The organism is Bacillus sp. BP-3 (genome assembly GCF_028401955.1).
In the GTDB taxonomy this organism is placed as follows: domain Bacteria; phylum Bacillota; class Bacilli; order Bacillales; family Bacillaceae_G; genus Bacillus_A.
Window position 1 is genome coordinate 241,254 of sequence record NZ_JAQOTJ010000005.1, and the last position, 12,957, is coordinate 254,210.

The 12,957-nt window shown below is 36.1% G+C and carries 15 protein-coding genes and 1 riboswitch; of the genes, 5 read left to right on the forward strand and 10 right to left on the reverse strand.

Going from position 1 to position 12,957, the window contains the following annotated elements:
• Positions 1-111 precede the first annotated feature (111 nt).
• The 3 genes from PLX19_RS11115 to PLX19_RS11125 all read left to right on the forward strand — a co-directional run bounded on the left by PLX19_RS11115 (position 112) and on the right by PLX19_RS11125 (position 3,617).
• The gene (locus PLX19_RS11115) at positions 112-1,458 is read left to right on the forward strand and encodes a cytochrome ubiquinol oxidase subunit I (RefSeq protein ID WP_272188652.1); all 1,347 of its coding nucleotides are present in this window, start codon (positions 112-114) and stop codon (positions 1,456-1,458) included.
• On the forward strand, positions 1,448-2,476 hold the full coding sequence (gene cydB / locus PLX19_RS11120) for a cytochrome d ubiquinol oxidase subunit II (protein WP_272188653.1): 1,029 nt from the start codon (positions 1,448-1,450) through the stop codon (positions 2,474-2,476). The genes PLX19_RS11115 and cydB overlap by 11 nt, the downstream gene beginning before the upstream one ends.
• Positions 2,477-2,585: 109 nt before the next feature.
• Positions 2,586-3,617, forward strand: coding sequence for a YdcF family protein (locus PLX19_RS11125; RefSeq protein ID WP_272188730.1), 1,032 nt, complete (start codon positions 2,586-2,588; stop codon positions 3,615-3,617).
• A gap of 51 nt (positions 3,618-3,668) precedes the next feature.
• Here the strand turns inward: PLX19_RS11125 and PLX19_RS11130 are convergent, their stop codons facing one another.
• The 7 genes from PLX19_RS11130 to PLX19_RS11160 all read right to left on the reverse strand — a co-directional run bounded on the left by PLX19_RS11130 (position 3,669) and on the right by PLX19_RS11160 (position 8,799).
• On the reverse strand, positions 3,669-4,478 hold the full coding sequence (locus PLX19_RS11130) for a DUF4247 domain-containing protein (RefSeq protein ID WP_272188654.1): 810 nt from the start codon (positions 4,476-4,478) through the stop codon (positions 3,669-3,671).
• 12 nt (positions 4,479-4,490) lie between these two features.
• Positions 4,491-4,997, reverse strand: a complete 507-nt coding sequence (locus tag PLX19_RS11135; protein WP_272188655.1) for a DUF4178 domain-containing protein — start codon at positions 4,995-4,997, stop codon at positions 4,491-4,493.
• 22 nt (positions 4,998-5,019) lie between these two features.
• Positions 5,020-5,424 carry a DUF350 domain-containing protein gene (locus PLX19_RS11140; RefSeq protein ID WP_272188656.1) on the reverse strand — a complete coding sequence of 135 codons (405 nt, stop codon included), beginning with the start codon at positions 5,422-5,424 and terminating at the stop codon, positions 5,020-5,022.
• 81 nt (positions 5,425-5,505) lie between these two features.
• A complete protein-coding gene (locus tag PLX19_RS11145; protein ID WP_272188657.1) occupies positions 5,506-6,171 on the reverse strand; it encodes a PspA/IM30 family protein in 666 nt (221 codons plus the stop codon).
• 231 nt (positions 6,172-6,402) lie between these two features.
• Positions 6,403-6,570 (reverse strand): FeoB-associated Cys-rich membrane protein, encoded by a 168-nt coding sequence (locus PLX19_RS11150; RefSeq protein WP_272188658.1) that lies wholly within the window; start codon positions 6,568-6,570, stop codon positions 6,403-6,405.
• A gap of 16 nt (positions 6,571-6,586) precedes the next feature.
• The gene (gene feoB, locus PLX19_RS11155; RefSeq protein ID WP_272188660.1) at positions 6,587-8,575 is read right to left on the reverse strand and encodes a ferrous iron transport protein B; all 1,989 of its coding nucleotides are present in this window, start codon (positions 8,573-8,575) and stop codon (positions 6,587-6,589) included.
• Positions 8,572-8,799, reverse strand: coding sequence for a FeoA family protein (locus tag PLX19_RS11160; protein ID WP_272188661.1), 228 nt, complete (start codon positions 8,797-8,799; stop codon positions 8,572-8,574). Before PLX19_RS11160 ends, feoB begins: the two co-directional genes overlap by 4 nt.
• A 332-nt stretch (positions 8,800-9,131) precedes the next feature.
• Positions 9,132-9,233, forward strand: a riboswitch (TPP riboswitch).
• 86 nt (positions 9,234-9,319) lie between these two features.
• On the opposite strand from PLX19_RS11160, the gene thiT reads away from it, so the two are divergent.
• A complete protein-coding gene (thiT, locus tag PLX19_RS11165) occupies positions 9,320-9,919 on the forward strand; it encodes an energy-coupled thiamine transporter ThiT (protein WP_272188662.1) in 600 nt (199 codons plus the stop codon).
• A gap of 40 nt (positions 9,920-9,959) precedes the next feature.
• Here thiT and PLX19_RS11170 read toward each other — a convergent pair whose 3' ends face one another.
• From PLX19_RS11170 to PLX19_RS11180, 3 genes are all read right to left on the reverse strand, one after another.
• Positions 9,960-10,283 carry a hypothetical protein gene (locus PLX19_RS11170; RefSeq protein WP_272188663.1) on the reverse strand — a complete coding sequence of 108 codons (324 nt, stop codon included), beginning with the start codon at positions 10,281-10,283 and terminating at the stop codon, positions 9,960-9,962.
• A 174-nt stretch (positions 10,284-10,457) separates the two neighbouring features.
• Positions 10,458-11,375, reverse strand: coding sequence for an ABC transporter permease subunit (locus PLX19_RS11175; RefSeq protein ID WP_272188664.1), 918 nt, complete (start codon positions 11,373-11,375; stop codon positions 10,458-10,460).
• A complete protein-coding gene (locus PLX19_RS11180; protein WP_272188665.1) occupies positions 11,368-12,270 on the reverse strand; it encodes an ABC transporter permease subunit in 903 nt (300 codons plus the stop codon). Before PLX19_RS11180 ends, PLX19_RS11175 begins: the two co-directional genes overlap by 8 nt.
• A 138-nt stretch (positions 12,271-12,408) precedes the next feature.
• Between PLX19_RS11180 and hpt the strand changes: the two genes are divergently transcribed.
• Positions 12,409-12,939 (forward strand): hypoxanthine phosphoribosyltransferase, encoded by a 531-nt coding sequence (gene hpt / locus PLX19_RS11185; protein ID WP_272188666.1) that lies wholly within the window; start codon positions 12,409-12,411, stop codon positions 12,937-12,939.
• Positions 12,940-12,957: the final 18 nt, after the last annotated feature.

Sequence of the window (12,957 nt, forward strand, 5' to 3'; positions counted from 1 at the left end):
TCATAATTCTTCCATAATTTCCACACAGTTCTGTAACAACTACCTCGGACTTTGCTCATATTTTCACTATAAACTAAATGTAGATAATGAAAAAAGGGAGTGAGTTTTATTATGTCCGACGTTTTGTTACTGAGTCGTTTTCAATTTGCAATTACAATTTTTTATCATTTCTTATTTGTACCGTTAACACTCGGACTTGTTATTTTAGTAGCGTTCATGGAAACGCAATATGCACGTACATTAAATCCAACATACCGAAAAATGGCGAACTTCTGGGGTAAGTTATTTACAATTAACTTCGTAATGGGAATCATCACCGGGATTACAATGGAATTCCAGTTTGGAACAAACTGGTCTGAATACTCCAAATATATGGGAGATATTTTTGGATCTCCACTAGCAATCGAAGCACTTGTTGCCTTCTTCTTAGAGTCTACTTTCATGGGAATTTGGTTGTTCGGTAAAGATAAAATTTCACCAAAGTTCCGTGCTTTCTCTATGTGGATGGTCGCACTTGGAACAAATATTTCTGCACTTTGGATCATCACAGCAAACGGCTTCATGCAAAACCCAGTTGGTTATGTAGTCCGAAATGGCCGCGCTGAATTAAATGACTTTTGGGCACTAGTTACAAACCCATATGCATGGCATATATTCTTCCACACTGTGGTTGGTTGTTATATCGTTGGTGCATTCTTCGTTATGGCGATTAGTGCGTATCACTTACTACGTAAAAATGATGTTGAATTCTTTAAAAAATCATTTAAGTATGGTTTAATATTCGGTTTATTTGCAGCAACTGCAACACCATTCATCGGTCACGAATCCGGTGCCTTCGCAGCAAAAATGCAACCTGCTAAAGGTGCAGCAATGGAAGCTGTTTGGGACACTGGAGAAGGAAAAGGGTTCTCAATTATTCAAATTCCTGATGTAAAAAATGAGAAAAATTTCGAAGCATTAACAATTCCAAAACTCGGCAGCTTCTTCTATACAAATTCATTTGATGGAAAAATTGTCGGTTTAAAAGATATTCCAAAAGACGAACGTCCAAACGTAAATCTTGTTTATTACAGCTTCCGTTTAATGGTTGCGCTTGGTACATTCTTTATGGCACTTACATGGTTTGGTTTCTATTTAAGCCGCAAAGGAAAACTAGAAAACTCAAAACGTTTCTTAAAAATTACAATGTGGTCTGTATTACTTCCATATGTAGCAATTAACGCAGGTTGGATTGTTGCAGAAGCGGGACGTCAGCCTTGGACAGTATACAAACTAATGCGAACAGCAGAATCCGTTTCACCAATTTCTGTACCACAAATTTGGTTCTCTTTAATTAGCTTAATCTTATTCTACACTTTACTATTAATTGCTGATGTATACCTTATGTTGAAATTTGCGAAAAAAGGACCTGAAGCATTAGAAGATACTACAGAGGGAGGTGCATATCATGTCTCATGATACACTTGCAATTATTTGGTTCGGCTTATGGGGCGTGATTTGGACAGTTTACTTTATTCTCGATGGCTATGCACTTGGTAACGGAATGATTTTCCCATTCGTTACGAAAGATCGCCAAGAACGCAACCAAATGCAAGAAGCAATCGGACCGTTCTGGGGCGGAAATGAAGTATGGTTAATTACAGCTGGGGGGGCAACATTCGCTGCTTTCCCAATCACATATGCAAACATGTTCAGTTACTTATATACACCGTTATTCTTAGTATTACTTGCTCTATTTGCTCGTGCAGCAGGACTAGAATTCATGCATAAAGATGATTCACCAGTTTGGCAAACTGTTTGTAAATGGACATATGCCGTTGGTAGTTTCTTAATTGCCTTCTTATTCGGCGTTACATTCGCTAACCTGTACTACGGATTACAAATTGGTAAAAATGGCTATGACGGAAATTTACTTAGCTTATTACACCCTTACGGCATTTTAGGCGGCCTATTCTTTACAGCAATATTTGTCGTATCCGGTGCGCTTTGGGTTATGATTAAAGCGACTGGTGAAGTATCAGATCGCGCTTATAAAATTGCCAAGCCATTTTCAATGGCAGCCGCAATTATTCTAGCTATCTTTTATGTCGCAACGTCAAACCTTACAAACTTATTCCAAAACTTTACGGAATATCCTGTACTGTTCTTAATCCCAGCGCTTGCGATGTTAATGAGCGTCATCGCTATGGCGATGGTTTTCAAACGTAAAATTGGATTAGCCTTCACATTTGTTTGCTTAACAATTGCTACGTTTATGGCAACTGGTTTTGCTGGCATGTTCCCAAGAATGCTGCCATCGCGTATTAACGATGCATACAGCACAACATTATTCCAAGCAGCAGGTAGTGAATTAAACTTAAAAATTATGTTCTTTGTTGCAATGGTAATGGTGCCTATCGTTATTGGCTATCAATTATGGAGCTACACAATCTTTAAAGAGAAAATTCATAAAGACTCTGCAAAAGGTTATCACTAAAATTGCGAACCATCCTCTATCCGGGGATGGTTTTTTCTATTCATTTCTTTACTCCGTGATATATAATAAAAAAGGAATTTATCAGAAAGTTGAGGTAATCACAAAAGATATGTTTTTAGAAATCATCACCTTTATTTTACTCATTATTTTTCTATTCTTTTATTTACGAGATCCAAGAAGTTTAATAATTGGATTTTTATTTAATCTGTTCTTTTGCTCATTCCTTATCCTGTTTGTTTATTTAGGTTTTAGCTCCGATAATGCGATATTTCGAATAATTGCCGCTATCCCTCTTTTCATCATTGGCTTTATGTTAACCTTTGGTATATTCGCTTTAATGATCGGACTATTTTTGAATGCAAGGATTTTAATGAGAAAAGAAGGACGACGTTTTTCAAATTGTTTAACACTACTAGCTGGATTAGGTATTTTATTCAGTATAATATTCTTAGTAGTTGAGCCAACTCGATTCTTATCCCCTCATTTCGGACCGATTTTTACAGGAGTATTTTTCATTATGGTATATTTCTTTTTCCACTTATCTAACTTCTTAACAGCTTACTTTCTGTATCAATTTAATAGACCAAGACGCAATCAAGATTTCATTATCGTCCTTGGTAGTGGATTAATTAATGATAAAGTGCCACCACTTTTAGCAAGCAGAATTAATAAGGCAATTGATTTTTATTGGAAACAAGCAGCTGTTTCTTTTCCGCCTATCATTATTTTCTCTGGTGGACAAGGTCCTGATGAAAACCTTCCTGAAGCTGAGGCGATGCAAATGTACGCCGTTGAAAAAGGAATTCCTACCGAGCATACGATAAAAGAAGATCGTTCTGTTAACACGTATCAAAATATGTTATTTTCAAAACAAATTATGGATTCACGAAAAGAAGGACAATACAAAAGTATCTTTACAACGAACAATTTCCATCTTTTCCGCGCTGGATTATATGCAAAAGAAGCCGGACTTAACAGCCAAGGAATTGGCTCCAAAACCGCTTTTTATTACTGGCCAAATGCGATGATTCGAGAGTATATTGCGATTGTTGTCATGGGTCGTAAGCACCATGTTAAGGTTGTAGGAGTTATCTTAGGATTCTCCATACTCCTTACAGCGATTAGTTTTCTATTTTCTTAACATACAAGAAAAGCGCAAGAAGCAACTAGTATGCTTCTTGCGCTTTTTTCTTTATCTTCTTTTCGTAACTTTTCCAGAACCGCCAACCTTTGTTTTAGGGGGAGACGTATTCTTCGGTGGGCCTGTTGTCGATGATTTCGGCTTCACATCTGATTCACTAGAACCACCTGGTGATTTTATAATTTTCCCTTTATTCTCCGTAGAAGGTGGAACAGATTGAGTTCCTTTTTCCGTAATATTTCCCGAATCACCTACAGATGGTTTTTGCTCTACTTTATCACTTCTTTTAATAATAGAGCCTTTACCTTGTTTCGTAATAGGCGGAGGTGTTTTCTTTTCTTCTTTTGTAGGTGGTCGCTCTTGGATAACCGGTTTATGATTTTGTCTGTCTGTATACCCGCGGTAATCGCCGTGATACGATTTACGCGAATCAAATATATCATTTAATATACTTGCCATAATATATCCTTCTAAAAAGGATGGCTGATAATTTTGACGAACAAACTCTTTATTGCTGATTTCAATTAACGTATCCGATGGCTTCTCTTTATCCTTTTGAAGGTTATAGATTTTATCAGAATACACAAGGAACATTTGATTTTCGTCTTCTTTAGACGCTTGTTTTGGTTCCTGTTCATCAATTAATTCTTTAGCAACTTGAGGAACTGATTTATTGGCAGCCCTATACACATAAGATTCTTGCTTACCGTCTTTCGCAACTGATTCTAACGGGTAACGGTCTTGAATCGACTTTTCATTTTGGCATCCCGATAAGGCAAAACCTGCAATTACAAGTAACATAACAATAGCAAGTATAGCGATGCCGAGCGATTTAATCATGGGAAACAATCGTTTTGACATGATTACGCCCCCTTACGTTGCTCTTATGATTTGTACATCAGCTGAAAGAATCAATTCTCCCTCATACATCATTGTACGTCCATCTTGCCACTCAACGCGAAGTAGCTTTCGATTATCAGATTGAAACTCCCATACGTATTGTTCATCAGATGCTGCAAATGGTGTTTTCCCCATGACAACAACACGACCGTTATATTGCTCTTCCATATGATATTCAATGTCGTCCATTTCAATTGTCGTTGGAATTTCATTGATTGAATCTAATCGTCCATCAATAGGCGCATATAATTTATAATACGTGTTCTCACGATTTTCAATTTTTAAATACCGAATGGTTCTTCCATCTCGCAACGTTAAAACAAGTTCATTTCGAGAGTGCATGCTTGTTTTTCCAATCACTTCATACATGACTAATGAAACTTCAATCATGTCACCAGGAGCTAACGTGAGTACCGTTTTCTCAGGTTTAGCAGGTTCCGGACTTTTTATTATATTTTTAATACGTTTAAATAAACTCATTGACCGCCCCATCCTTTTCTCGTTATAGACATGCTGATAAAATAAGGGCACCGACAATATGTAACGAACCTGCCAAGACAGCATGCGCCACATATCCTTGCTTCGTCCCTTCATCTAAATCTAAATTGACTGTTTTTCGCAAAACAAGTTCAACAAACATTTCTACAAATAATAAAATTACAAAAGATACCGCTGATGCAAGTAATGCTTGCCATAGATCATTTGATTTCGAAATCGATTGCGATAAAATATATCCTTGCGCGAACAACTTCATCGCAAAGCGTGTCGTAACCGCCATATTTCCTTTTTTAATTTCTTCTAAATCTTTATATTTAGTAAAAAGTGAATCAATCCACATCAGTAGAAATAAAAGGAGAGCGCCTGCGCCTGTCCATACAAGCATGGCTAAAATATTCATCCCTGTCATTAAAAAACCACCTCTGAAAAAATAATAGAAAACCGACATGACTTCCTTCTATGACATGTCGGTTCTCTTGTCTATTCTAGATTATTTCTCATACTGCTTCATAATACGAGCTAATTCATCATCTACAGCTGAGTTTTTGTTTAAACTCGCAAATTCGTCATCTAATGATTTTTCTTTTTTATAAATTTCTCCGCTCGCTTCTGCTTCAGCTTCTAATTGAAGAGCTTTTTCTTCCATCCGGCTTAAACCTGCTTTTGCTGTATTCGCATCAAAACCAGACATTGCCTGATTAATATTCTTTTGTGCTTTTGCTGCGTTCACACGCGCTACAAGCGTTTCACGTTTATTTTTTAATTCTGTTAATTGCTTACGCATTTCTTCTAATTTCATACGAAGATTATCAGCAGCCGCTTTATTTTGCTCATAGCTTGCTTTATATTCATTCATTTTTTGTTCTGCAGTTTGCTTTTCTTCTAAAGCACGGCGTGCAAGATCAATGTTATTTGCTTGAACAGCCATATGCGCTTGTTCTTCACGTTTCTTTACAAGTGCTTCTTGCTCTTCAAACAACAATTTAAATTTTTTCTCAAGTGCAATTTGTGCTGCTACGCTTTTCTCAGCTTCTTGTACATCCTCTTGCATATCACGTAAATACTGATCCGTCATTTTAACTGGATCTTCCGCTTTTTCAATTAATGAATATACATTTGACATCGTTAAATCTCTTAATCGCTTAAATACAGACATTCTAATTCCTCCTAAGTAAATTGCTTCCTATTTCAAATTCAGTACTTGGAAAACCCAAAAATCTCCCTTTACAGTAAGAATATTCATATTTCAAACCCATGTGTACATTATATCAAAAATAAAATGCACTTACATCTTGTTTTACAAATATACAAACGATAATCTGACATTCCCGCTACAACTTGTAAAAAGTAGATAAAAAAAGCTCTGCGAAATTCGCAAAGCTTTTTTCTATTTATTCACGACTTGCTCCATATCCGGGCTGCAAATCTTTGACTGACACGATTTATTTAAGGAACATGCTGCACATTTCCCTTTTTTGCTTCGTTTTACGAAGTTCATTAGCGTATATCCTGCATATCCAAAAATGACAGCTCCAATTACAATGTTAACTATCATTATGATACATCTCCTTTTAGAATCCGAGTATGGATCCGACTTGGTATATTACTAGTGTTAATACGTATGCAACCACAAGCGGGTACACAACAGAGAAAATCGTCCACTTTAGAGATCCTGTTTCACGACGGATAACCGCAACTGTTGCTAAACATGGTACATATAATAAAATAAAGAACATGAACGAATATGCTGATAACGTTGTGAAATGCGTACCGATTACGTTTCCTAGTACATCTTCTTTCACAGAATAAATAATTGCCATTGTCGAAACAACAACTTCTTTTGCTAAAAATCCTGTTAACAGAGATGCAGCTGCTTGCCATGTTCCAAACCCAAGCGGCGCAAGAATTGGAGCGAATAATCCGCCAATCATTGCTAAGAAACTATCACCCATATCTACACCAAATCCAGATGGGCCCGCATAGTTTAATAACCAAATCACAACAGAACCACCGAAGATAAATGTACCTGCTTTACGTACAAATCCTTTTCCTTTTTCCCACGTACTACGCCATAATGTTTTTACTTGCGGCACACGGTAAGGCGGAAGTTCAATAACGAAAATAGATTTCTCTTCTTTTAAAACCGTAATAGACATAATTTTTGTAACGACTAACGCTAGAATAACACCAATGAGATATAAAGAAAATACAACAACCGCTTGACTATTTGGGAAAAAGACCCCTGCAAATAATGCATATACAGGTAAACGGGCTGAACATGACATAAACGGTGTCACTAAAATCGTAAGCAACCTCTCTTTTTCCTGTTCAATCGTTCTCGCCGCCATAATGCCTGGTACATTACAACCAAAACCGATAATCATAGGAATAAACGCTTTTCCGTTTAGTCCAAAAAACTCCATCACACGATCCATAACAACGGCAATACGCGCCATATATCCAGAATCTTCTAATAATGAAATAAAGAAGAACAATACGAAAATTTGCGGTACGAATACTAATACAGCACCCACTCCTGCAATAATTCCATCTGTAACGAGCGCTCGAATGAAATCAGACGCTCCAATATTCGTAAGCCCTGCTGTTACCCAATCTGTAAGTGGTCCACCGACAAATGCATCAAATTGATCAGATAAAGGCGTTCCAATCCACGAAAACGTAACTTGAAAAATTAAAAACATGATTCCTAAAAAGATCGGTATCCCCAAAATTTTATGCGTAATTAATTTATCAATTCTTTCCGAAAATGGAATGCTTCCTTCTTTTTCATGACGAATCACACTTGTTTTCAACTTTTCAATATACGCTGCACGTACCCCGTATATGTGCTGATCTAGTGTAACATCTAATTCTTCTTCCAATGCAGAGCGAATTGCTACAAGTTCTTTATATACATGCGACTTGGCAAGTTCTTTCTCTACCACTTCGTTATTTCCTAAAAATTGAAGCGCAAGCCATCTTGCCTGGTCATCATTTTCTCGCTGCAATTTCTCCATAACGCGCTGGATTCCTGTCTCTACCGCTTTACCATACGAAAGAATAAACGGTTTCTGCTCCGCCTTATCGCTTTCATGAAGAGCAGCCAATAATTCCTCACAGCCTTTTCCACTTCTTGCTATAACGGGAATCACTGTTACACCTAGCATTTCAGATAACTTCTTTACATCAATCAAAATCCCGCGTTGTTTTGCCACATCAATCATATTTAAACCAATAGAAAGTGGTTTTCCAAATTCCAACAATTGTAATGTTAAATGCATATTACGTTCAAATTGTGAAGAGTCGACAATATTTAACATACGATGAAATTCTTCTGTTAATAAAAACTGCGTAACAACCCCTTCATCACGGGATACAGGATTTAAATCGTATATACCTGGTAAATCTATTAACATTCCTTGCTTATCTTTTAACTTACCAATCTTTTTTTCTACGGTTACTCCGCTCCAGTTCCCAACATATTCATAAGAACCAGTAAGCGCATTAAACAATGATGTTTTTCCCGTATTCGGATTTCCTAGCAAAGCAACCTTGTTCACGTTAATTCCACCTTTATCATTTTCGCATCACAATGACGAATAGAGATTAATTGCCCACGGCATTCTAATGTACATGGACCATTAAGCATTGCTTTTTGTTTTATACAAAGCTCGCATCCTTCAGAAAATCCAAATGAAGCTAAGCGACGTTTTAATAATTTATCAAGAGATTGTAAATCTTTCACACGTACTTTTTCATCTATACTCATATCAACTAAATTCATCAAATTATCCCCCTCAAAAGATAACGATAATTATTATCAATATCAATTATAACATGACTCTCTGAAAAAACACTATACAATATGCTGTGAATTTATTACTATTTTTTGTACAATTTCAGCTTATTTAACATAAAAATTGTTGTTATATTGAATAAAGTCTGACCCGCTCTCGCTTTCTACCTTTTTTAAACCTCGCACGTGGAAAAATAAAGGACTGACTACTTCTACGCACAGCCAATCCCTCTCGCCCTTCCTAAAAAGAAAAGGTTTTATATTTTCATTTGCCATTCTTATCCATTGTTATTACAATAATAGTAACAATCTAAGAATCTCGTTGTCACAGGGGGAGCCACGTTGCTGAGAGGGAATACTTTGTTCCGACCCTTAGAACCTGTTAGTTAATGCTAACGTAGGAATTGTGCAGACGTATATACATAAGTAGTGATTTTCAATTTGTGTATTTTCATCCCCCTATGATAAGGATTCTTCTTTTGTAACTTGGATGTAGGGGGATTTTTACATGCGTAACACAAATTTACAAGCAATGATAGAGGCAGCGATTCTCGCAGCATTTGCGTTAGTTATCGACATTTTGCCGCTCTCTATTAAACTTCCAACAGGCGGTTCTATCTCATTTGCTATGATTCCAATTTTTATTGTTGCTTACCGCTGGGGATTTAAAGCGAGTTTCTTAAGTGGTCTCGTTTGGGGATTATTACAAATTGTCGCAGCAGATGCAGCTATTTTTACGCCGGTACAAGCGTTTATTGAATACTTCATCGCCTTTGCCTTTATTGGCTTTGCTGGATTATTTCATGCACCAATTCAACAAGCAATTGCCAATAAACAAAAAGCAAAAGCAACTATGTATATCATTATTGCTACGTTTATTGGTAGCTTAGCTCGTTACTTTTGGCACTTCATTGCCGGCGTAATCTTCTTTGGACAATATGCACCAAAAGGACAATCAGCTGTTTTATATTCCTTTATCTATAACGGCATCACAATGATTGGTTCTTTCGCAATGTGTGCGGTTCTACTTGTCGTTCTATTTACAACAGCACCGCGCTTATTTACAAGCTCGAATGCACATCATACAAACAGAAAAAAGATTGCTTAAACAGCAATCTTTTTTTACCTCAGTATTCCAAGTTATTTTCCTAATGTGATTCTCTTTTTCTTACGATTTCGGGAGTTTGAGAATGGAGTGCGCAGCTGCTCTCAAAATTATTCTTACCGTTTTGCTTATGAATCCAAGATTTCATCTCATTCCATAAAACAACTCTATGCACATCATACCCTATGTGATATTGCTCATTTATGTTCTCTTTGTAGTTCTCATTCCATTTGTACCATACTATTTTATCGCGTGAATCTACTGGTATTTCTCGCCGATCAATGACAGTTGTACAATCCTTATTATTAGCTAACATAATTGCGTCATTCTCTAATAATAAAGCAAGAGCCTCTGAGTGCTTCTCCATTCTCTTTCTCCCTTCAGTTGTAGTACCTAACGTCTTATTTCCCTAAAATGTGTGTGCCTTACATAGATAAGTTTATTCAAAATAACGTTGCTTAACTATCGATTAACCTTACAAAGAACCTTACATTTTTGTAAGAATTATAATATCAAATAAAAATATACAAATATAAAAATTTCATTTACAATCTTTCTCAAACTGCAATTCCTTATACCCATTCACAATTTTCGTCATACAAAATAATAAAATCATATAAAACAGAACTGGAATCATAATAATTCTCGGTTCAATCATGAGCTCTACATAATAATAACTAATCAAATTCGACCACTCATTTAAATATGGAAAATACAAGTTAAATTGGTCGTGCGTTTGTCCGGAAACAATCTTCGTTCCTCCAAGAAACAACTTAAAAATAGACAAATGCAACATAAGAAGGAGCACTTGTACCATTTGTTCTCCCACTTGAAAGATAATTTGTGGACTTAGTGCCTTAATCATATGCGTTCGAAATACATGCCCTTTACTTCCTCCCAATAAGAATGAGCTTTGCACATAATCCTTCTGCCAAATCTGCTGAATTTCTTGCTGAAATAATCGCGTTAAACTCGGAAGGGCAACGAGAATGAACACCGCAATTTGTATATATAATAATTGGACATTTGTAACAACCTGCTCCGTCCGTATTTCATATATGACAAAAGGAGTGAGTAAGAAAAAACAAAAGATTGTTTGCGGAAATAGTTGCAAATTCATCAAAAAATGATGGAAGAAAATTAATTTTCGCTTTACATGACTCATAAAAAAACCAATGCATAGCGATACAATAACTCTTACGACGGCAACAAATAGCGCAATTAAAATCGTGTATTTTGCCCCGTCCATTACCTTATAAAATAAATCTTCCCCTCTTCGATCTGTTCCGAACCAATACTCACGAGATGGAGAAAACGGTGCAGCTTCTACAAGTGTGTCATTTTCATCATAACGATATTGCTTCACTGCAGGTTCATGCTGTACATATGGCAGAAAAAAACTAATAAGAAGCAAAAGAAAAACAATGGTAACAAATATAATCTGGAAGTGCCTACGCATACATTTTCTCCTTTCGCCATTGTAGAAATAGAACGACTCCATAAATAGGTACGATAAAAAGCAAAAGCAAATACACAATGACCGATGGATCTTGACCACTCATTATAATGGACAATATCCCATTTGCATGAAACAGATATTCAAAAATGAACAAGTTTGTCACGAGAATTAACAATATATATTGCACGTGATTCATAACAGAAACGATAACATTCCGAAAAATATGTCTACACAAAATATACATTTCACTAAAACCTCGTGCCTTTGCGAAGGTAACATACTCTTGCTTTCGTTCCTCGCCGATAAGTAATAGTTGCAGTTGAAATAATGAGATAGTCGGTAAAACAGATAGAATGAGGATTGGTAGTACGATGGATGGATTTTGTTCTGTAGAAATTGGATTTAATGCTAAAAAGTCTATATTTCGATACACACTTATAATAAGAAGCTGAATAAAGAAAATAAAAAAGACATCCGGAACTGTCTTCAAAATGGATACAAACCCTTCTATTATTATACGAATGTTTCTTGGTAGCATAGCAACTCCTACACTACTGATAACTGCAAACAAAACAGATACAACGAATGCGCCGAAAATAAGCCCAATCGAATATATATAAGGCTTTATTACAACAGGAAAGAGCGGGTATTCCCTTTTCTGCATCACAAATACTTCTACATTATCTGGAATGGCTCGTACTTGCGTTCCAATTGTCATCTTTAACTGCGCAGGGTGCAATATCGAAGAGAAAACATTTATAATTTGCGAGAGGAACGGTTTCACATGAAATCCAACATCTCTTCCATCTACAAATAATGTTGGTAAACATACTAACAGAGTAAATGTCACTAGAAGCAAACAAATATGAACAAGAGTCACTAGAAGTTTCCGCATAGTCCACCTGCCTTTTTACTCTATTATATTCTTAATATTATGTGTATTCTATTTAAAGTAAGTACTCTTTTTTGACTTTTCCACCTCAATCCTTTACAGTCAAACTGTTCATAAGTTTTACAACGTAGGAGGCTTTCGATGGATATTCAAATAAAAGACACTTTAATCTCACAAGAACAGCTGCAAGAAAAAGTAAAAGAATTAGCGCTGCAAATCGAACGTGATTTTGAAGGAGAAGAAATTTTTGTTATTGCTGTGTTAAAAGGTTCTTTCGTATTTGCAGCAGATTTAATTCGCCATATTAAAAATGATGTAACAATTGACTTCATTTCGGCATCTAGCTATGGAAACCAAACAACAACAACTGGAAAAGTAAAATTATTAAAAGATATCGATGTAAATATTACTGGTAAAAACGTAATCGTAGTAGAAGATATTATCGATTCTGGTTTAACACTTCACTTCTTAAAAGACCATTTCTTAATGCATAAACCAAAAACGTTAAAATTCTGTACGCTTCTTGATAAACCAGAACGCCGTAAAGTTGACTTAACAGCGGAATATGTTGGCTTCGTAATCCCAGATGAATTTATCGTTGGTTACGGCATTGACTGTGCTGAGAAATATCGTAACTTACCGTTTATTGCATCAGTTGCAACAGATAAATAATACGACATACATACTTAG